The sequence below is a fragment of the Mesorhizobium sp. B1-1-6 genome (assembly GCF_006443035.1).
GTDB lineage: Bacteria > Pseudomonadota > Alphaproteobacteria > Rhizobiales > Rhizobiaceae > Mesorhizobium.
Map to the genome: position 1 here is coordinate 247,688 of NZ_VFWR01000009.1, position 19,914 is coordinate 267,601.

The 19,914-nt window shown below is 62.1% G+C and carries 24 protein-coding genes; 15 read left to right on the plus strand and 9 right to left on the minus strand.

From position 1 onward, the window contains the following. Window positions 1-59: 59 nt before the first annotated feature. The 5 genes from FJ979_RS19740 to hslV all read right to left on the minus strand — a co-directional run bounded on the left by FJ979_RS19740 (window position 60) and on the right by hslV (window position 4,260). Window positions 60-1,019 (minus strand): DUF1402 family protein, encoded by a 960-nt coding sequence (locus FJ979_RS19740; protein ID WP_140582979.1) that lies wholly within the window; start codon window positions 1,017-1,019, stop codon window positions 60-62. Between the two features lie 163 nt (window positions 1,020-1,182). Next, complete coding sequence (gene hslU, locus FJ979_RS19745) at window positions 1,183-2,493, minus strand: ATP-dependent protease ATPase subunit HslU (protein WP_140517738.1); 1,311 nt, start codon at window positions 2,491-2,493, stop codon at window positions 1,183-1,185. 4 nt (window positions 2,494-2,497) lie between these two features. Continuing rightward, complete coding sequence (locus FJ979_RS19750; protein WP_140491219.1) at window positions 2,498-3,097, minus strand: DUF2585 domain-containing protein; 600 nt, start codon at window positions 3,095-3,097, stop codon at window positions 2,498-2,500. Window positions 3,098-3,100: 3 nt separating this feature from the next. Further along, a complete protein-coding gene (locus tag FJ979_RS19755) occupies window positions 3,101-3,634 on the minus strand; it encodes a GNAT family N-acetyltransferase (protein WP_140582982.1) in 534 nt (177 codons plus the stop codon). Between the two features lie 74 nt (window positions 3,635-3,708). Then, window positions 3,709-4,260, minus strand: a complete 552-nt coding sequence (gene hslV, locus FJ979_RS19760; RefSeq protein WP_140582985.1) for an ATP-dependent protease subunit HslV — start codon at window positions 4,258-4,260, stop codon at window positions 3,709-3,711. 213 nt (window positions 4,261-4,473) lie between these two features. Here hslV and hisB point away from each other — a divergent pair, with 213 nt between their 5' ends. The 10 genes from hisB to FJ979_RS19810 all read left to right on the plus strand — a co-directional run bounded on the left by hisB (window position 4,474) and on the right by FJ979_RS19810 (window position 11,956). After that, complete coding sequence (gene hisB, locus FJ979_RS19765; RefSeq protein WP_140582987.1) at window positions 4,474-5,073, plus strand: imidazoleglycerol-phosphate dehydratase HisB; 600 nt, start codon at window positions 4,474-4,476, stop codon at window positions 5,071-5,073. Between the two features lie 3 nt (window positions 5,074-5,076). Continuing rightward, window positions 5,077-5,553 (plus strand): DUF2628 domain-containing protein, encoded by a 477-nt coding sequence (locus tag FJ979_RS19770; protein WP_140582989.1) that lies wholly within the window; start codon window positions 5,077-5,079, stop codon window positions 5,551-5,553. Window position 5,554: 1 nt separating this feature from the next. Next, window positions 5,555-6,205, plus strand: a complete 651-nt coding sequence (gene hisH, locus FJ979_RS19775) for an imidazole glycerol phosphate synthase subunit HisH (RefSeq protein ID WP_140491209.1) — start codon at window positions 5,555-5,557, stop codon at window positions 6,203-6,205. 6 nt (window positions 6,206-6,211) lie between these two features. After that, a complete protein-coding gene (locus FJ979_RS19780; protein WP_140524112.1) occupies window positions 6,212-6,502 on the plus strand; it encodes a DUF1330 domain-containing protein in 291 nt (96 codons plus the stop codon). A 4-nt stretch (window positions 6,503-6,506) separates the two neighbouring features. Further along, complete coding sequence (hisA, locus tag FJ979_RS19785; protein ID WP_140554570.1) at window positions 6,507-7,256, plus strand: 1-(5-phosphoribosyl)-5-[(5-phosphoribosylamino)methylideneamino]imidazole-4-carboxamide isomerase; 750 nt, start codon at window positions 6,507-6,509, stop codon at window positions 7,254-7,256. Next, the gene (locus FJ979_RS19790; RefSeq protein WP_140517745.1) at window positions 7,253-8,089 is read left to right on the plus strand and encodes an arginase family protein; all 837 of its coding nucleotides are present in this window, start codon (window positions 7,253-7,255) and stop codon (window positions 8,087-8,089) included. Before hisA ends, FJ979_RS19790 begins: the two co-directional genes overlap by 4 nt. After that, the gene (hisF, locus tag FJ979_RS19795; RefSeq protein ID WP_181168538.1) at window positions 8,086-8,880 is read left to right on the plus strand and encodes an imidazole glycerol phosphate synthase subunit HisF; all 795 of its coding nucleotides are present in this window, start codon (window positions 8,086-8,088) and stop codon (window positions 8,878-8,880) included. The genes FJ979_RS19790 and hisF overlap by 4 nt, the downstream gene beginning before the upstream one ends. Before the next feature lie 33 nt (window positions 8,881-8,913). Continuing rightward, complete coding sequence (locus tag FJ979_RS19800; RefSeq protein ID WP_140582992.1) at window positions 8,914-9,237, plus strand: phosphoribosyl-ATP diphosphatase; 324 nt, start codon at window positions 8,914-8,916, stop codon at window positions 9,235-9,237. A 23-nt stretch (window positions 9,238-9,260) separates the two neighbouring features. After that, a complete protein-coding gene (coaA, locus tag FJ979_RS19805) occupies window positions 9,261-10,220 on the plus strand; it encodes a type I pantothenate kinase (protein ID WP_140491197.1) in 960 nt (319 codons plus the stop codon). A gap of 143 nt (window positions 10,221-10,363) precedes the next feature. Next, entirely contained in the window at window positions 10,364-11,956 is a 1,593-nt protein-coding gene (locus FJ979_RS19810; RefSeq protein WP_140582995.1) for a hypothetical protein, read from the plus strand. Here the strand turns inward: FJ979_RS19810 and FJ979_RS19815 are convergent. The 4 genes from FJ979_RS19815 to FJ979_RS19830 all read right to left on the minus strand — a co-directional run bounded on the left by FJ979_RS19815 (window position 11,950) and on the right by FJ979_RS19830 (window position 15,366). After that, complete coding sequence (locus tag FJ979_RS19815) at window positions 11,950-12,567, minus strand: alpha-ketoglutarate-dependent dioxygenase AlkB (RefSeq protein WP_140582998.1); 618 nt, start codon at window positions 12,565-12,567, stop codon at window positions 11,950-11,952. The genes FJ979_RS19810 and FJ979_RS19815 overlap by 7 nt on opposite strands. Window positions 12,568-12,670: 103 nt before the next feature. Beyond that, the gene (gene lysM / locus FJ979_RS19820; RefSeq protein WP_140491191.1) at window positions 12,671-13,144 is read right to left on the minus strand and encodes a peptidoglycan-binding protein LysM; all 474 of its coding nucleotides are present in this window, start codon (window positions 13,142-13,144) and stop codon (window positions 12,671-12,673) included. A gap of 89 nt (window positions 13,145-13,233) precedes the next feature. Continuing rightward, window positions 13,234-13,671: an alternative ribosome rescue aminoacyl-tRNA hydrolase ArfB gene (gene arfB / locus FJ979_RS19825; protein ID WP_140491189.1), complete on the minus strand. Its 438-nt coding sequence runs from the start codon at window positions 13,669-13,671 to the stop codon at window positions 13,234-13,236. 84 nt (window positions 13,672-13,755) lie between these two features. Beyond that, on the minus strand, window positions 13,756-15,366 hold the full coding sequence (locus tag FJ979_RS19830; protein WP_140563523.1) for a phosphoenolpyruvate carboxykinase: 1,611 nt from the start codon (window positions 15,364-15,366) through the stop codon (window positions 13,756-13,758). 343 nt (window positions 15,367-15,709) lie between these two features. Between FJ979_RS19830 and FJ979_RS19835 the strand changes: the two genes are divergently transcribed. From FJ979_RS19835 to FJ979_RS19860, 5 genes are all read left to right on the plus strand, one after another. Then, entirely contained in the window at window positions 15,710-16,411 is a 702-nt protein-coding gene (locus tag FJ979_RS19835) for a response regulator transcription factor (protein WP_010912942.1), read from the plus strand. Between the two features lie 143 nt (window positions 16,412-16,554). Further along, the gene (locus tag FJ979_RS19840; protein ID WP_140491185.1) at window positions 16,555-18,339 is read left to right on the plus strand and encodes a sensor histidine kinase; all 1,785 of its coding nucleotides are present in this window, start codon (window positions 16,555-16,557) and stop codon (window positions 18,337-18,339) included. A 210-nt stretch (window positions 18,340-18,549) separates the two neighbouring features. Continuing rightward, window positions 18,550-18,996, plus strand: coding sequence for an HPr kinase/phosphorylase (locus FJ979_RS19845; RefSeq protein WP_140524428.1), 447 nt, complete (start codon window positions 18,550-18,552; stop codon window positions 18,994-18,996). Window positions 18,997-19,159: 163 nt separating this feature from the next. Beyond that, window positions 19,160-19,561, plus strand: coding sequence for a PTS sugar transporter subunit IIA (locus FJ979_RS19855; RefSeq protein WP_027032585.1), 402 nt, complete (start codon window positions 19,160-19,162; stop codon window positions 19,559-19,561). Further along, window positions 19,558-19,854: an HPr family phosphocarrier protein gene (locus FJ979_RS19860; RefSeq protein WP_140491179.1), complete on the plus strand. Its 297-nt coding sequence runs from the start codon at window positions 19,558-19,560 to the stop codon at window positions 19,852-19,854. The genes FJ979_RS19855 and FJ979_RS19860 overlap by 4 nt, the downstream gene beginning before the upstream one ends. Window positions 19,855-19,914 lie beyond the last annotated feature (60 nt).

Consider the following 19,914-nt stretch of genomic DNA (forward strand, 5'->3'; position numbering starts at 1 on the left):
CAATTGTCAGGGTCTGCGGCGCAGGCGTTGGCAAATTAACGTCAGCGCGCCTGAGCTCCCTAAAACAGCGCCTTCAGCTCCGGTAGTTTGTCATTGACCAGCCAGCCGTAATAATTCTCCTCCGGCAGCTTCACCGGCTCGCCGGCGGCGCTGCGCTTGTCGTTCTCCGCCTTCAGCGCATAGGCGCGCTGCTCGGGATTGCCGACATTGTAGAGCGTGGCGGTCAGGCCCGGATTGCCCGAAATGTCGAAGCCGGCGATGCTCTTGTAGGCGTCGATCGATTTCCGGATCGTCGCGGCGACGTAGGGCAGCGTCAGGTCGGGATCCATGATGGTCTTGTAGACCGCATTGGGATCGCCGACGTCGAGCTTGGGCAGGCCGGAAACCTTGTGCACGAGATCGCTCATCTGGAGCGCGGTCAGCGGATTGAGTTGGCCGAGACCAAAGGTCTGGCCGGCATAGTAGGGTTGGAAGAAAGTGGCGCCGAAACGGTCGTTGGGGAAATCCTCGCCGCCGACGGTCTTGCCGCGGAACGAACGGTTCCACACCTGCTCGCGGCATTCCCACAAATCGTAACTGTCGGACATTCCGGCGCATTTCCTGAATTCCGGCCGCTGCACGAAATCCGTGATGTCCTCGCCGTCATAGGCGAAGGACAGCTTGCTGGAGAGATAGGAGATCGCCTTGACGTAGTAGGTCTGCAGCCGGTCGTAGGCGTCGACATTGTAGGTGTGCTCGCCGACGATGGCGCCGACAATGTGCATTGGATCGATGCCGTAGACGCTTGCCGTCTTCTTGATCTTGCCGCGCAGGTCGGCGTCGTTCTGCAGCAGCGCGTAGACCTTGCGGTACTTCGCCTGGAACGTGGTGTTGGTGGCCTGCGTGCGCCGGCTCGAGGCTCCCGGAATGCTGGGCTGCTCGGCATTGCGGTTTCCCGGCGGCACCAGGGTTGCCGCGTCGGCGCCGAACAGCGTTGCCGCCAGCGTCAAGCCGAGAATGACTGGGATGAGTTTTTTCATGCGCCCCGCCGCCTAGAGAATTGCCGCGCAAACTAGGTAAAGCTCCTGGTCGAGTCGAGAGCGGCCCTGCGCTCGGCAGAACGAAAGGTGGCCGAATGATACCATCCGGCCACACATGATCCATTCGCCCGACAGGCGCCGGAACGATCCGGCGCGCGCCTGCTCAAAGAATGAAGCGCGACAGATCGGTGTTCCTCGACAAGTCGCCGACATGTTTCTCCACATAGGCGGCGTCGATGGTCACCGCAGTGCCGTTGCGGTCCGGCGCGTCGTAGGAGATCTCGTCCAGCACGCGCTCCATCACCGTCTGCAAACGCCTCGCGCCGATGTTCTCGACGCTGGCGTTGAGGTCGACGGCGATGCCGGCCAGCGAATCGATGGCGTCGTCGGTGAAGGTCAGGTCGACGCCTTCGGTCTTCATCAGCGCGATATACTGCTTGATGAGGCTCGCTTCCGTCTCGGTCAGGATACGAACGAAGTCCTCCTTTTCCAGGGCGCGCAATTCGACCCGGATCGGCAGGCGGCCCTGCAGCTCTGGTAAAAGGTCGGACGGCTTCGAGACGTGGAACGCACCCGATGCGATGAACAGGATGTGATCGGTCTTCAACGGCCCATATTTGGTCGCCACCGTGGTGCCTTCGACCAGCGGCAGCAAGTCGCGCTGCACGCCTTCGCGCGAAGGGCCGCCGGAGATGTCCGACCGGGCCGCAATCTTGTCGATCTCGTCGAGGAAGACGATGCCGTCATTTTCCGCGGCGTCCAGCGCCCGGCGAACCACCTCGTCCTGGTCGAGCAGCTTGTCGGACTCGTCGTTGACCAGCAGGTCGTAGGATTCCTTCACCGTCGTCTTGCGCAATTTGGTCTTCTTGCCGCCCATTGCCTTGGACAGCATGTCGTTGATATTGAGCACGCCGATATTGGCGCCCGGCATGCCGGGAATCTCGAAGCCGGGCATGCCGCCATTGCCGGTGTCGGCCACTTCGATCTCGATCTCCTTGTCGTCGAGTTCGCCCTCGCGCAGCTTCTTGCGGAAAGAATCGCGCGTCGCAGGGCTGGCAGTCTTGCCGACCAGCGCCTCCAGCACGCGTTCCTCGGCGTTGACATGGGCGCGCGCCTTGACGTCCTCACGCATCTTCTCGCGCACCAGGCCGATGGCGACCTCGACGAGGTCGCGCACGATCTGCTCGACATCGCGGCCGACATAGCCGACCTCGGTGAATTTGGTCGCCTCGACCTTGACGAAGGGCGCACCGGCCAGCCGCGCCAGGCGGCGCGAGATCTCGGTCTTGCCGACGCCGGTCGGCCCGATCATGAGAATGTTCTTCGGCATCACCTCTTCGCGCATCTGGCCTTCCAGCTGCTGGCGGCGCCAGCGGTTGCGCAAGGCGATGGCCACGGCACGCTTGGCGTCTTTCTGGCCAATGATGAAGCGGTCGAGTTCCGAAACGATTTCGCGGGGAGAAAATGTGCTCATATCACTAAATTCCACTTTGCCACTGCTTGATGGCCTCGAACGGATGCAGCAGCATGATCACGTTGAGTGTCAGATTGTCCCGGATAAGGTAGCCCGTACCCAGTTCGAAAAGGATGGCGAGGCTGACGATCACCCATATAGGTAGCCTTCGCGCCATCACAAATCCCAGCACCATGGCCAGCGTGTCCGACACCGAATTGATGATGCTGTCGCCGTAATAGTCGAGCGAGATGGTGCCGGCGCGGTAGCGCTCTATGATGAACGGGCTGTTCTCGATCAGCTCCCAGCCGCCTTCTATGAAGACGGCGAAAGCCAGCCGCAAGCCGACCGGCGAACGCGGAAACAGGAACCTGGCCAGCGCATAGAACAGGAAGCCGTGGATGATGTGCGAGAACGTGTACCAGTCCGATATATGCTGGGAATTCTCGGAACTGTTCACCACGCCGTGCCAGAGCTTGACATAGCCGCAGGTGCAGATCGGCGGATGCCCCATGCCATAGAGGGCTCCAGCCTGGAAGATGACCAGGGCGAGCACGAGCAGAAGCCCCATCCGCCAGCTGTCTTCATAGGCCGAGAGCGTTCTGTCCTCGCCAACTGCGTTCATCCGTCAGTTCCCCGCTTCCGTGTCGCCCGCTTGCGTCTCGTGCGCATCGATTGCCATCAGCACGACATCACCATATCTGGATTGCCGGCGATCAATTGCGCGGAATCCCGCCTTTTCATAGGCGCGGATGGCGCGGCCATTGGATGGGTCGGGATCGATGATGACGCGCGGCACGCCTTCCTCGAACAACTGCCCGACGAACTGGCGCACCATCGCCGAGCCATGGCCGATGCCGACCAGTTCCCGCCGGCCGATCGACAGGTCGATGCCGAGCGTCCCGAACGGCTGGTCGGCATAAGGGTGGTCTTCTTCCAGGTGTGGATCGTAGCTTTGCAGGTAAGCGATCGGCGTGCCGTCGAGTTCCACGATCAGCGGCTCGACGGAAATCGAATCGATATGATCGCGAATCTCGGCGATTTCCGTCTCTGGATCGTCCCACCACTGAGCGACATGCGGTTCGGCGAGCCAGCCGGCGATCATCGGCAGGTCCTTCTGGGTCACCGGCCGAAAATCGTAGCTATGTTCGTGTCTTTCCATGATCTTCTCCGAAGCCGGCCTCCATTTTTCGCTTGCGCGGTCTTTCGGATCGGGATCATGGACGCCGGCCTGGTTCAGGCGGCATCGAGTGTTTCGACGACGAAATTGTTGTTGGTGTAGACGCAGATGTCGGAGGCGATCTGCATCGCCTTGCGCGCGATCTCCTCGGCGTCCTTGTCTGTGTCCATCAGGGCGCGGGCCGCAGCCAGCGCATAGTTGCCGCCTGAACCGATGGCCATGACGCCATGCTCGGGCTCGAGCACGTCGCCGGTGCCAGTCAGCGCCAGCGAGACCGACTTGTCGGCCACCAGCATCATCGCTTCCAGCCGGCGCAGATAGCGGTCGGTGCGCCAGTCCTTGGCGAGTTCGACGCAGGCGCGCGTCAACTGGTCGGGATATTGTTCGAGCTTGGCTTCGAGCCGCTCCAGAAGCGTGAAGGCGTCCGCCGTGGCACCGGCGAAACCGGCGATCACGTTGCCATCCTTGCCGATGCGGCGCACCTTTCTCGCGTTGCCCTTCATGATGGTCTGGCCAAGGCTGACCTGGCCATCGCCGGCGATCACCACCTTGTTGCCCTTGCGCACCGTCACGATAGTCGTGGCGTGCATGGTCAGTTCATTGGACATTTGCTGCTCCGATTCGCGCCATCCCTCAAAAGGCGATTGGCGCGGTACGAGTGACTTTGATCGGCCCATATGTATGCATGGGGGCGGTGATTGCAAACGCTCGATACCGGCCTAGATCGCAACTGGCAATCGCCGGATCATGCTGCTAGAAGGCTTTCGTTTTCAAGCAGGCGAACGCCTGAAGCGCTTAAACTCACGGACAAGGACAAGGCCATGTCGCCCCGTTCCGCCGAAATCAGCCGCAAGACCAGGGAAACCGACATTGCCGTGTCGGTCCATGTCGACGGCTCCGGCAAATCGGACATCGTGACCGGCGTCGGCTTCTTCGATCATATGCTCGACCAGCTTTCGCGCCATTCGCTGATCGACATGACCGTTCGGGCCAGGGGCGACCTGCACATAGACGACCACCACACGGTCGAGGACACCGGCATCGCGCTCGGCCAGGCGCTGGCCAAGGCGCTGGGCGAGCGGCGCGGCATCATGCGCTATGCCTCGATCGATCTTGCCATGGACGAGGCGCTGACGCGCGCGGCGATCGATGTCTCTGGCCGTCCCTTCCTGGTGTGGAACGTTTCGTTTTCCTCGCCCAAGATCGGCACCTTCGACACCGAGCTGGTGCGCGAATTCTTCCAGGCGCTGGCACAGAACGCTGGCATCACGTTGCATGTCACCAATCACTATGGCGCCAACAACCACCACATCACCGAAACCTGCTTCAAGGCGGTGGCGCGTGCGCTGCGGGCAGCGCTGGAGCGCGACCCGCGCCAGCCGGACGCGGTTCCCTCCACCAAGGGATCGTTGAAGGGATAGGTCATGGCCAGCTATGTCGTGATGGAACCGCCAGGCCTTGGCGAAAAAGCCGATGCGACGGCCCTTGTCCGCGACGGCTTCACCTGGCTCGGCCTGCTGGTGCCGCCGCTGTGGTTCGCCTGGCATCGGCTGTGGATCGAAGCGGCACTCACCTTCATTGTCATGGCGGTGCTTTCGATGCTTGGTGAAAGGCTCGGTCTCGGGTTGGCCGGCTCGCTGCTGTCCCTGCTTGTCTCGCTCTATGTCGGGCTGGAAGGACAGGCGCTGCGCATCGCGGCACTCCGCCGCCGCGGCTGGCGCGAATGGGGGGTGGTCGAAGCCGGTTGGCTCGACGATGCCGATGCGCGCTTTGCCCTGGAGGCCGAGCGACATGCGGATGAAGCCGAGCCTGCGCCACGCATGGTGCCGGACGCCGCCCTGGCGCGCCCGGCGCAGCCGGGCATGGCGCTGGGGCTGACCCACATTCCGGGAAGACGCTGACATGCGCGTTGCGATCATCGATTACGGCTCGGGCAATTTGCGCTCGGCCACCAAGGCCTTCGAGCGCGCGGCGCGCGAGGCGGGCATCGCCGCCGGCATCGACCTGACCGCCGACGCCGAGCGGGTGCGTACGGCCGACCGCATCGTGCTGCCCGGCGTCGGCGCCTATGCCGATTGCGCGGCCGGCCTGCGTGCCGTCCCCGGCATGTGGGAAGCTGTCGAGGAAGTCGCCATCGCCAAGGGGCGTCCATTCCTCGGCATCTGCGTCGGCATGCAGCTGATGTCCCAGCGGGGCCTCGAAAAGACGATCACCGATGGCTTTGGCTGGATATCAGGTGACGTGAAGGAGATCACGCCGGCCGATCCGGCACTGAAGATCCCGCAGATCGGCTGGAACACGATCGAGCTGATGCGCAAGCATCCGCTGTTCTCCGGCGTTCCAACCGGGCCAACCGGCCTGCACGCCTATTTCGTCCATTCCTATCATCTCGATGCGCGCAAGCCCGACGAGGTGCTGGCGATCGCCGACTATGGCGGCCCGGTAACGGCGACCGTCGCCCGCGACAATCTCGTCGGCACGCAGTTCCACCCAGAGAAGAGCCAGGCGCTGGGCCTCGCCCTGATCACCAATTTCCTGCGCTGGAGGCCTTGAGGAGCCATGAGCAAGAAGGGCTATTGGATGGCGATGATCGATGTTCGCGATCCCGATCTGTACAAGCGGTATATCGAGGCGAATGCCGTTGCCTTCGCCAAGTACGGCGCGAAATTCGTCGTGCGGGCGGGACGCCACGAGAGCCCGGAAGGGCCAACCGGCAACCGCCACGTCTTGGTCGAGTTCGAATCCTACGCCAGGGCGGTCGAATGCTATCATTCGCCGGAATATCAGCAGGCCTCTAAATTCCGGCTTGCCGCCTCGACCGGCCATTTTGTCATTGTCGAAGGCGCCTGAGAAAATGATCCTGTTTCCGGCAATCGACCTCAAGGACGGCCAGTGCGTGCGCCTCAGGCACGGCGACATGGCGACCGCGACCATCTACAACGACGACCCGGCCGCCCAGGCAAAGGCATTTGAAGAGCAGGGCTTCGAATGGCTGCATGTCGTCGACCTCAATGGCGCCTTCCAGGGTCAGAGCGTCAACAGCGCCGCGGTCGGCGCCATCCTCAAGGCGACCAAGAACCCGGTGCAGCTCGGCGGCGGCATCCGCACGCTCGAGCAGATCGAGGACTGGCTCGACCGCGGACTGGCCCGTGTCATCCTCGGCACGGTGGCCGTGCGCGATCCGGACCTGGTCAGGCAGGCCTGCAAGGCCTTTCCGGGCAGGGTCGCCGTCGGCATCGACGCCAAGGGCGGCAAGGTGGCGGTCGAGGGCTGGGCCCAGGCGTCGAGCCTTGGCGTCGTCGAACTGGCCAGGAAATTCGAGGGCGCCGGCGTCGCCGCCATCATCTACACCGACATCGACCGCGATGGCGTGCTGACCGGCATCAACTGGGATGCCACGATCAGCCTCGCCGACGCCGTGTCGATCCCCGTCATCGCCTCTGGCGGCCTCGCCTCGGTCGCCGACATCGTGCGCATGACCATGCCCGACGCGCAAAAGCTCGAAGGCGCGATCTCCGGCCGCGCGCTTTACGACGGCCGCATCGATCCGGCCGAAGCATTGGCGATCCTGAAAGGCGCGCCCCCGGTGGAGATGCGATCTTGAAAGTCTCGATCATCCTGGCCTCCTATGACAGCGGCCATTATCATGGCGGCATGGGCCAGGGGCCGGACGCGCTGATTGCGGGCGGATTGGTCGAAGCCCTGACCATGGCCGGCCACGATGTCGCGGTCGAGGACATCGGCAAGGTCGGCGATGCCCAGGAGCGTGAGATCGCCACCGGTTTCGCCGTCTGCAACGCCGTTTCAGGCGAGGTCCGCATCGCCCGCGACAGAGGACGTTTTCCCATCGTGCTGGCCGGAAACTGCCTGACATCAGCCGGCGCCGTCGCCGGCGAGGGCGCGGACGCGATCATCTGGGCCGACCAGCATGGCGACCTCAACACGCCCGAGACATCCACATATGGCTTTCTCGACGGCATGGCGCTGGCCACCGTGCTTGGCCTGTGCTGGCGCCCGATGGCGGCGGCAATTCCTGGCTTCCAGCCGATCGATCCGTCGCGCTGCGTGCTCGTCAACGCTCGCGATCTCGACCCGGACGAGAAACAGCTTCTGGAGGCATTGCCGGTGATCCGCACGGAATGTCCGGGAGCGGCAGCGGCAACCGAAAAACTCAAGGTCGCCGGCGCTAAACGCGTGCACTTGCATCTCGATCTCGACGTGCACGACCCTGAGGCGCTGCAGGCCAACCGCTATGTAGCGCCGGGCGGGCCGAACCCGGAACAATTGCGCGACGCGACCTGCGCTATGGCGCTTGCGGTGCCGATCGTCGGCATCACCGTTTCCGCCTACGATCCGGCTTTCGATGCGCAGGCCGATGTGCCGCCGCTGGTCGGGCAGCTGCTCAACGATCTCATAGCCACGATAGAAGGCCGCTGATGCTGAAAGCCCGCGTCATCCCCTGTCTCGACGTCAAGGGCGGCCGCGTCGTCAAGGGCGTCAACTTCGTCGATCTCGTCGATGCCGGCGACCCGGTCGAGGCCGCCAAGGCCTATGACGCGGCTGGCGCCGACGAGCTTTGCTTCCTCGACATCACCGCGTCATCGGACAATCGCGAGACCATCTTCGATGTCGTCGCCCGCACGGCCGAGCAATGTTTCATGCCGCTCACCGTCGGCGGCGGCGTACGCCAGGTCGCCGATATCAGGAAATTGCTCCTGGCCGGCGCCGACAAGGTGTCGATCAACACGGCGGCGGTCAAGAACCCGGATTTCGTCGCCGAGGCCGCCGACAAGTTTGGCAACCAGTGCATCGTCGTCGCCATCGACGCCAAGAAAGTGTCGGGCGCCGGCGAGGCCGACCGCTGGGAGATCTTCACCCACGGCGGACGGGAAAAAACCGGCATGGATGCGATCGAATTCGCCCGCAAAATGGTCGATCGCGGTGCCGGCGAGATCCTGTTGACCTCGATGGACCGCGACGGCACCAAGGCCGGTTACGACATCGCGCTGACCCGCGCGGTATCGGACGCGGTGCGCGCCCCGGTGATCGCTTCGGGCGGTGTCGGCACGCTCGACCATATGGTCGAAGGCATTCGCGACGGTCATGCAGGTGCCGTGCTGGCGGCCTCCATCTTCCATTTCGGCACCTATACGATCGCCGAGGCCAAGGCCCATATGGCGCAAGCCGGCCTGCCGATGCGGCTGGACTCCTCGGGCGATCGGCCCTAGAGGCTTGCGGCTAAGAAACAGGGCCAAGGCGCGATGACTGAGTTTTCACTCTCCGACCTGGAGACAATCGTCAGCGAACGCGCCCATTCCGGCGATCCGGACTCGTGGACCGCCAAGCTTTACGCGCGCGGCATCGAGAAGGCGGCGCAGAAGCTCGGCGAAGAGGCGGTCGAGACGGTGATTGCCGCCATCAAGAGTGACAAACAGGCGCTCGTTTCGGAAAGTGCCGATCTTATATATCATTGGCTCGTCGTTCTCGGCATTTCGGGTGTGCCGCTGGACGACGTGCTTAGGGAGCTCGAAAGCCGCACCGGGCGTTCGGGCATCGCCGAGAAGGCGTCACGGTCCAAGCGCTGACCGCGAGGAGGGCAGGAATCTCGATGGATCAGCTCGCACCGACCGAGAAATATTCCCCTTTTCGTTTCTTCTCGGCCGAGCAATGGTCGCAATTCCGCGCCGACACGCCGCTGACGCTGAGTGAGGATGAATTCCGCCGCCTGCGGTCGCTGAACGATCCAATCGATCTCGAAGAGGTCAAGCGCATCTATCTGTCGCTGTCGCGGCTTCTGTCGGCACATGTCGAGGCCAGCCAGCTGCTGTTCCGGCAGCGCCAGGCTTTCTTCAACGCCTCGGACGTGGTCAAGACGCCCTTCATCATCGGCATCGCCGGTTCGGTCGCGGTCGGCAAATCGACCACGGCGCGCGTACTGAAGGAGCTGCTCGCGCGCTGGCCGTCCAGCCCCAAGGTCGATCTCATCACCACCGACGGTTTCCTGCTGCCCAACGAGGTACTGCGCCGCGAAAACCTGATGGAGCGCAAGGGCTTTCCCGACAGCTACGACGTCGGCGCGCTGCTGCGCTTCCTCTCGGGCATCAAGTCGGCGCTGCCAGATATCCGCGCGCCGGTCTATTCGCACCTCACCTATGACGTCATCCCCGGCGAGTTCGTCACCATCGACCGGCCCGACATCCTGATCTTCGAGGGCATCAATGTGCTGCAGCCGGGCAAGCTGCCGCAGGACGGCAAGATCGTGCCTTTCCTGTCCGACTTCTTCGACTTCGCCATCTACATCGATGCCGACGAGAAGCTGATCCACGAATGGTACATTTCCCGCTTCATGCGGCTGCGCGAGACCGCTTTCCGCAATCCGGAATCGTTCTTCCATCGCTATTCGCAACTGTCGGAGGATTCGGCACGGGCGATTGCCGAAGGCCTGTGGACCAACATCAACCTGAAGAACCTGCGCGAAAACATCCTGCCGACACGCGCCCGCGCCGACTTGATCCTGCGCAAAGGCGCCGACCACCTGGTCGAGGAAGTGGCGCTGCGCAAGCTTTAGCTGGCGCGATTAACGGCACTTTAGGCTATCCGAGCTAGTTTCCGATGCAATCTTAATGGGATCGCAAGCAGCTATGCCTCTGTCCCAGTTTCGATCATGACCTTTAATCTTTTGCGGAGGCTCGTCCTTTTAGAGGCAATCATATGAGCTTGTCGGGCGCAAGAACGTTCGATGCGATGGTCGCATCCCAGTACCGTATCGGCAGTCTGCGGCAATTCTCGCTCGTTGGACTGGTCGTCGTGATCTCCTTTTTCATGCCTTGGACAGCGGGTGACAACACCGATGTGAGTTGGATAATCATTATCTGCGAGAAGATTTTTTCTGGTCAGAAACTCTATGTCGACATTTTAGAAACCAACCCGCCTTTTTCGGTCGCTCTGTATATCGGACCAGTGTGGTTGTCCCATAGGTTGGGAATTTCGCCGGAATTGGCGATCGAATATTTCATCTATCTTATCTTCGTCGTTTCGATTTTGTTGTCGGCCCTTGTGATCGAGAAAGGCAGGATCTTTGTCGATCTCAGAACCCAGTGGGTCTATCCCATGCTCGCGGTTCTGCTTCTGATCATGCCAGGGAATATTTTCGGACAACGCGAGCATATCGGTATGATGCTGTTCATGCCGATGCTGTTCCTGATGATGTGGCGTTCCAACGATAGTCCAGGCCAGCATATACCATTTGCACTTGCATTCACCGTTGGGCTGGCGGCAAGCGTGTTGCTGCTCGTTAAGCCCCACTGGGCACTTGGCATCGCACTGCCTTATCTTGTCATCGCCTGGCGAAGGCGGTCGCTTCTGGCCTGCCTGACTGTTGAGAATATCGTCATAGGCGCGATCTGCACGGGGTATCTCGCCAGCGTGCGAATATGGTTCCCAGAATTTCTTGATACGTTCTTGCCTTTGCTGATGCGCTACTATGTCAGTCTGCGGGCCAACATAAATATTCTGTTGGCGCTGCCGACCTTTGCGGTGTTCGTCGTTTTTATAGCCTTCCAGATGCGGAAATCTGCTTGGCGAAGTGATGTGGCAATTGCGGTAACAAGTGGCGCAGGCTTCTTTGTCTCAATGGCATATCTTGGCAAATATTGGCCCAATCACCAGTATCCGTATCAGCTTGCGTTGCTGGTCGCGATGCTGTTGGCTGTTGCATCGCGACGGCAAAAAGTGCTCGCGCTTTCAGGAGAAGAAGCGGCCTCGGAGCGCGCCAATGCGAGACTTCATTCTAGCGCCGCCTTTGCTGTGGTTGTCGCTCTCACGGTAACGCACCACCAGTTTTACCAGATGCCGGAAAAGAGCCTGGTCGATGCAATCAAGGCCCGATACTCCTCGCCGTCCATTGTTCAGGTCAGTTCGGATCTTTCCGTCGGGAATCCGCTGGCGAGGATGGTCAATGGCCGTTGGCTTTCAGCCTACGCTCATGATTGGGTTGGCGCCCATGCGCTTTGGGGTTTGATGAAAGGCAACTATCACGGCGAAGACGAACGAATAGCGCGGCACGACCTCGACAACTATACGCTTTATGTCAACTCCTTGATCCGCGACAACAAGCCGGACATCATCCTTGTCGATCGCTTGGACAAGAAGAAATCCGTGTTGTCGTTGGCGGCGAATTATCCTCCAATATGGACTACCTGGATGCGTCAGAACGCTGACTTCCAGGCCTTGATGAGCAATTACGAAGAGATCGCGCTAGGAGACTACATCGAGGTCTATGCGCGGCGCAGCAGTGCTCACTGACCCCTCGTCACCCGCCGCAGCGTCAGATTGATCCTGCCGCCATTTTTCAGCAGCGCCGAGGTCGAGGGGTAGATGCGGTCGACGCCGTGAAAGCAGAGGCGTCCTTCGCCGCCGAGCACGACGACGTCGCCGCTCTTCAGCCGGAACGACCGGGTCGCCCCCTCGCGCGTCGTCTGGCCGACCCTGAACAGGCAGTCGTCGCCCAGCGAGACCGAGACGACGGGTGCTGAGAAATCCTCCTCGTCGCGGTCCTGATGCAGACCCATCTTCGCATCCGGCGCGTAGAAATTGACCAGGCATGCCTGCGGCGGATGCGGGTAGGCCGAGACCTCTCGCCACAACCGCATCAGCACATCCGGGATCGGCGGCCACGGCGTCCCTGTCACGGGGTGCGTCGGCTGGTAGCGATAGCCGCGTTCCTTGTCGGTGACCCAGCCGAGCGGGCCGCAATTGGTCATGCGCACGCTCATTTCCTTGCCGGTGCGCGGCATGGCCGGCACGAATAGCGGCGCCTGCTGGACGATGCCTCTCACATCCTCCACCAGCGCCTCCTGCATGTCGCGGGACAGATAGGCCGGCATGTGGCGGACGCCCTTGGGCAGAACGAGCATGAGGTCGGTCGCTAGCTCCGTTTCGTCGGTTCGAGCATGCCATCTGAAAATGAAAACGGCGACCCGAAAGCCGCCGTTCCCGAAAAATTCGCGTCTCCCTTGATCAGGTGAGGTCTGGAATGCGCAGGACCTGCCCCGGATAGATCTTGTCGGGATGGGTCAGCATCGGCTTGTTGGCCTCGAAGATGACCGTGTTCTTGGCGCCCTTGCCCTTGCCATAGCTTTTCTCGGCGATCTTCCAGAGATTGTCGCCCTTCTGGACGGTGTAGAAGGTCGGTTCCTTGGCCGCGGCCGCCGCCGAACCGGAGGCCGGCGCGACCTGCAACTCGTCCGCCTGCACCTTGGAGACGCCTAGCGTGTTGCCGACGGCGATGACCGCCTTTTCGAAAACCGACTGGTCCTTGACCACGCCCTTCAGCACCGCCGTGTCGCCCTGGACGACGACCTGCACGCCGTCGGTACCGAGCTTGTGCGAATCGAGTTCTTTCTTGAGCGTATCGGCGCTGGGTGCCGCTTCCTCGTCACCGCCTATGCCGAGCTTTTTGCCGACGCTCTTGACGAAATCGAACATACCCATCTCCAGGTCTCCTTGCTGTGGCAATGAGTAAACCTTGCATCTGCAAAGCGAAATTGAAAGCGGGTTCACGCGCGCGATTGGTGTGTTGCTTAATCGTTCTCTACCCGGCCGCGCAGTTTCTTGATGGTGCCGCGTCCGGCCTTGCTCTTCAGCCGCCGTTCGACCGCGCCTTTCGACGGTCTCGTCTTCTTGCGCGGCGGCGGTGGCGGCTCGGCCGCCTTGGCGACCAGCGCCGTCAGCCGCGCCCGTGCATCCGCCCGGTTCTGCTCCTGCGTGCGGAAGCGTCCGGCTTCGATGACGATGACGCCGTCCTTGGTGGCGCGCTGGCCGGCAAGCCTGATCGTGCGTTCGCGCACGCGCTCCGACAGGCCGGGTGCGTTGCGTGCATCGAAGCGCAGCTGCACCGCCGTCGCCACCTTGTTGACGTTCTGCCCGCCGGGGCCGGAGGAGCGGATGAAATCCTCGTGCAGATCACCCGGATGGATCACGGCATCGTCGGCAATGATGATTGTGTCGTCGCTCGTCATGCCGCAGTCATGGCGCGGCGCACGAAAAAAGAAAAGGCCCGATCGGGACCGGGCCTTGCGAGGATGGCTGAGCCTGGCGGGCGATTATTCCGCCGCTTCCCGCATGTGCGGCGCCGCGCCGAGGACGGAGGCGTCGACATGGCTTTCGAACTTCTCGAAATTGACGGCGAACATGCCGACCAGCCTTGCCGCTTGCCGGTCATAGGCCGATTTGTCGGCCCAGGTCGATCGCGGGTCGAGGATGGCGGCGTCGACGCCCGGCACCGCCACCGGCACCTCGAAACCGAAATTGGCGTCGGTACGGAAACCGGTCGTCTTCAGAGAGCCGTCGAGTGCCGCGGCAAGCAGCGCGCGCGTCGCCTTGATCGGCATCCGCCTGCCTGTGCCGTAGGCGCCGCCAGTCCAGCCGGTGTTGACCAGCCAGCAATCGGCACCGTGCTGCGCGATCAGCTCGCGCAGCAGATTGCCATATTCCGAGGGATGGCGCGGCATGAACGGCGCGCCGAAACAGGTCGAGAACGTCGCTTCGGGCTCGGTCACGCCCTTCTCCGTTCCGGCCACCTTGGCCGTGTAGCCGGACAGGAAATGATACATCGCCTGCGCCGGGGTCAGTCGTGCGATCGGCGGCATCACGCCGAAAGCGTCGGCGGTCAGCATGATGATGTTCCGGGGATGGTCGGCGCGCCCCGTCTTGCTGGCATTGGGTATGAAGTCGAGCGGATAGGCGCAGCGCGTGTTCTCGGTGAGCCGGCTGTCGTCGAAATCCGGCACGCCATGGGCGTCGAGAACGACGTTCTCCAGCACCGTGCCGAAGCGCTGCGTGGTGGCGAAAATCTCAGGCTCCGCTTCCGCCGACAGCTTGATGGTCTTGGCATAGCAGCCGCCTTCGAAATTGAAGATGCCGTGCGGCCCCCAGCCGTGCTCGTCGTCGCCGATCAGCGTGCGCGACGGATCGGCCGACAGCGTCGTCTTGCCGGTGCCCGACAGGCCGAAGAAAATCGCGGCGTCGCCGCCAGCGCCCTCATTGGCCGAGCAGTGCATCGGCATCACGCCCTTGGCCGGCAGCAGGTAGTTCAGCATTGTGAACACCGATTTCTTCATCTCGCCGGCATAGGAAGTGCCGCCGATCAGGACGATCTTGCGGGTGAGGTCGACGGCGATCACGGTTTCGGTGCGGGTGCCGTGGCGGGCGGGGTCGGCGCGGAAGGAGGGCAGGTCGATGATCGTCATCTCGGGCACGAAATGGTCGAGCTCCGCAGCTTCCGGACGGATCAGCAGGTTGCGGATGAACAGCGAATGCCAGGCAAACTCGGTGATGACCCTGGTGGGCAGCTTCAGCTCATGGTCTGCGCCGCCGACAAGGTCCTGCACGTAGAGATCCTTGTCCGCGGCGTGCGCCCGGAACTCTTCGAGCAGCGTCTCGAACTGGTCCGGCGAGATCGCCTTGTTGTTGTCCCACCAGATGTCATTCTCGGTGGCGCCGTCGCGGACGACGAACTTGTCCTTGGGCGAACGGCCGGTGTGCTGGCCTGTTTCGGCGACCAGCGCGCCATGTGCGGTCAGCCGCGCTTCGCCGCGCCTGATCGATTCCTCGTAGAGGGCGGGCGCCCCGAAATTGTAGCGCACCAGGCCAGAGGTTCTGAGACCGATACGATCGATCGCGCAGGCAGGATTGCGTTTGCCGACTTCCGACATGGGTGACCCTTCTCCGATTTGCCGCATCTTTGCCGGCGCCTTTCCGGCACGCCCACTACGCGAGCTTAGATGGTCAGAACCAGAAAAGCCGAATGATATCAAATCATTAATCGATTTAAATGTTTTGAAAGTTGTTTAAATCGTTTATATGTGCAAAAAGTTTCGTGGTTGCCCAAAGGATTGGCGGCGCTGGTTCGTCCAATCCATATCGAGGTGCGATCGTGGCCGCCGGCATGCCGCCCGTGACAGCGGCGAAGGCCTATGCCACATTTTGTACCTAATTTGTCCTGCAAAAGCCCCTTCTCTACCAAAGAAGGGACAGCTCATGAGGGAGCCGCTTGAAATGGCAACAATCGCGCTTGTCGATGACGACCGCAACATTCTGACCTCGGTGTCGATCGCCCTCGAATCGGAAGGCTATCGCGTCGAAACCTACACGGATGGTGCGTCCGCGCTGGAAGGCCTGGCGGCGCGCCCGCCGAATCTCGCCATCCTCGACATCAAGATGCCGCGCATGGACGGCATGGAACTCTTGCGCCGGATGCGCCAGAAATCCGACCTGCCGGTCATCTTCCTGACCTCCAAGGACGACGAGATCGACGAGCTGTTCGGCCTCAAGATGGGCGCCGACGACTTCATCCGCAAACCCTTCTCGCAGCGTTTGCTGGTCGAGCGGGTGCGCGCGGTGTTGCGTCGTGCCAGCGCCCGTGAGGCCGCGGCAAAAGCGCCCAGCCAGCAGGCGCGCTCGCTCGAGCGCGGCCAGCTCGTCATGGACCAGGAACGCCACACCTGCACCTGGAAGGGGGAACCGGTGACGCTCACCGTCACCGAATTCCTGATCCTGCATTCGCTGGCACAGCGCCCCGGCGTCGTAAAAAGTCGTGATGCGCTGATGGATTCGGCTTATGATGAGCAGGTCTATGTTGACGACCGTACCATCGACAGCCACATCAAGCGGCTGCGCAAGAAGTTCAAGGCCGTCGACGACGACTTCGAGATGATCGAAACCCTTTACGGAGTCGGATACCGGTTCCGCGAGGCGTGAATAGGCGGGTAGGCAATAGAGAATAGTCGGTAGTCAGTTTTGAATGGTGCGAGCGGCCACCCGTGCATCGCCGCGATCTCAGCCAACCATTTCTCTATTCGCTACCCGCTACTCACTAATACTAAGCAGGGAACTGCTGTTCGATGGCAGTGGAAGCACAGCGGAGCAGATCGGCGGGCGTTGCAAGGCGGCCGGCGCGCATCATGCCCGCGTTCCTGTCGAAGCTCACCGTGCCCATGCGCCGCTTCCTCGGCCATCACATCTTTTCCAGCCTGACGCGGCGTATCCTCTTCCTCAATCTCGCCGGCCTCGCAGTCCTGGTCACCGGCATTCTCTATCTCAACACCTTCCGCGACGGGCTGATCGACGCCCGCGTCGAAAGCCTCATGACCCAGGGCGAGATCATCGCCGGCGCGATCGCTGCCTCGGCGACGGTCGAGACCGATTCGATCAGCATCGATCCGGAAAAGCTGCTTGAGCTGCAGGCCGGCGAAAGCCTGGGACCGGGCTCCGACCAGCTCGACAATCTGGATTTCCCGATCAATCCTGAACGCGTCGCCCCGGTGCTGCGCCGGCTGATCTCGCCGACCCGCACCCGCGCCCGCATCTACGACCGCGACGCCAATTTGCTGCTCGATTCGCGCCATCTCTATTCGCGCGGCCAGATCCTTCGGTACGATCTGCCCCCGGTCGACGAGGAAGAGCCCGACCTTGTCGAACGCATCCAGAAGTTCATCTTCGACTTCTTCCGCAACACCGATCTGCCGGTCTATCACGAGCAGCCGGGCGGCAATGGCGCCGCCTTCCCGGAAGTGGTCAAGGCGCTGACCGGCAGCCCGTCGACCATCGTCCGGATCAGCGAACAGGGCGAGCAGATCGTTTCCGTCGCGGTGCCGATCCAGCGCTTCCGCGCCGTTCTCGGCGTGTTGATGCTGTCGACCGAAGGCGGCGACATCGACAAGATCGTCGCCGCCGAACGCAAGGCGATCCTGCGCGTCTTTGGCATCGCGGCGCTCGTCACCGCCATCCTGTCGATGCTTCTGGCCTCCACCATCGCCAATCCGCTGCGCCGGCTGTCTGCGGCGGCCGTGCGGGTACGGCGCGGCGTCAAGAGCCGCGAGGAAATTCCTGATTTCTCCGACCGTCAGGACGAGATCGGCAATCTGTCGATTGCCGTGCGCGACATGACGAACGCGCTCTATGCGCGCATCGAGGCGATCGAGAGCTTCGCCGCCGATGTTTCCCATGAATTGAAGAACCCGCTGACCTCGCTGCGCAGCGCGGTGGAGACCTTGCCGCTGGCCAAGAACGACAATTCGCGCAGCCGGCTGATGGAGATCATCCAGCACGACGTCAGGCGGCTGGACCGCCTCATCACCGACATTTCGGATGCCTCCCGTCTCGACGCCGAGCTGGCGCGGGATGACGCGGGGACCGTGGACCTGAAGAAGTTCATCACCGACCTCGTCGCCGTCTCGCGTGAAACGACGCGCAACAAGAAGGCGGTCGAGATCGAGCTCAGGGTCGCCAAGCTGCCGCAGGGCGTCAAAGGCTATTTCGTCGTCGGCCACGACCTGCGCATCGGCCAGGTCATCACCAACCTGATCGAGAACGCCCGCTCCTTCGTGCCAGAGGAGCGCGGCCACATCATCCTGTCGCTGGCGCGCACCGGCAAGTTCAACATCCTCACCGTCGATGACAATGGTCCCGGCATCCGCGCCGACAACATCGATCGCATCTTCGAACGCTTCTACACCGACCGGCCCGCCGGCGAGGCGTTCGGCCAGAATTCAGGCCTTGGCCTGTCGATATCCAGGCAGATCGTCGAGGCCCATGGCGGCACGCTGACCGCCGAGAACATCCCCGGCACCAAGCCAGGCGAGATCAAGGGCGCCCGCTTCGTGGTTACGCTGCCAGCCGAAGCATGATCCCGAAAAGTGGGAACCGGTTTTCGGATCAGATCATGCCTCATGCAAAAATGATCCCGGATATCGCGGCCTTACGGCCGTCATCCTCGGGCTTGTCTCGAGGACCCGCCGCACAGCGTGGCTATGGTGCGAACACTATTGGAAGGCCTGCAGATCCTCGGGATGACGGCGTTGGATCAGGATTTCCGAAATACACAAGCGGGCACGCTCATGCAGCCTGAAAACATCCACGCAACGGCCATCCTGATCGGCGAGCGCGGCGTTCTCGTCAGCGGCGCATCCGGTTCGGGCAAGACGACGCTGGCGCTGGCGCTCATTGACCATTGCCACCCGCGAGGCTTGTTCTCACGGCTCGTCGGCGACGACCAGCTTTTCGTCATGGCACATGCGGGACGGCTGGTGTGCCGCGCGCCCGCCGCGATCGAGGGCCTGGTCGAGGTGCCCGGGCTTGGTCCGCGATCCGTGCCGTTTGAAGCGGGTGCCGTCATCGATCTGCATGTCAGGCTTTTGCCGGCCGGCGAAGTAGCACGCTTTCAGGAGGATGCCGACGACACCATCGCCGGCTGCCTGGTGCCGCGGATTGACGTTGCGGAACGCAATATTGCCGCTGCCTTGCCCGCCGTGATGGCGCATCTGTCGATCGCGCCTTTTCTATGATGCGACCGGGTTTTTTGCTGCAATGCGTCAAAATGGCATGGGCCGGCGCAATTTTGGGCTTGTCAACGAGCCGCGCGTCGACAAGATAGCGCTCCCGCCGCCTGGAATGGCTGGCGAGCATAAAATGCGCCTGTGAAGCGGCGATGACGGGAGCCACCAAAGAATGATCGGACTCGTGCTTGTAACGCACGGTCAACTGGCCACCGAGTTCCGACATGCCGTGGAACATGTCGTCGGGCCACAAGACAATTTCGAAACCGTGGCGATCGGGGCTGACGACGATATGGAGCAGCGCCGGCGCGACATCGTCGATGCCGTTGCCCGTGTCGACACCGGGACGGGCGTGATCGTGTTGACCGACATGTTCGGCGGCACGCCTTCGAACCTTGCCATTTCCGTGATGGAGTCCGGCCGCACCGAAGTCATCGCCGGCATGAATTTGCCGATGCTGATCAAGCTATCCTCGATCCGCAAGGGCGACAACATGGCGGCGGCCCTCGACGAGGCGCAGGCGGCGGGGCGCAAATACATCAATGTCGCCAGCCAGCTCCTGAGCAGCAAATGAGCACGATGTCGTCGGAAAAGGACCAGATCGTCCGCGAATTTCCGATCGTCAATCAACGCGGCCTGCACGCGCGCGCCTCGGCCAAGTTCGTGCAGCTCGCCAGCGGCTACAACGCGTCGGTCCACGTCGAGAAGGACGGCGTCAAGGTCGGCGGCACCTCGATCATGGGCCTGATGATGCTGGCGGCAAGTCCGGGCTATTCGATTCGCGTCACCGCCAGCGGTCCCGAAGCGCTTGAGGTCATGAATGCGCTGGAGCAGCTGGTGGCGTCCCGCTTCGGCGAGGAATGCTGATCCCTTACCTCCGCATGAAAGACATGCAGGGATAAAGATTTCTTTATATCCCATTGTCGT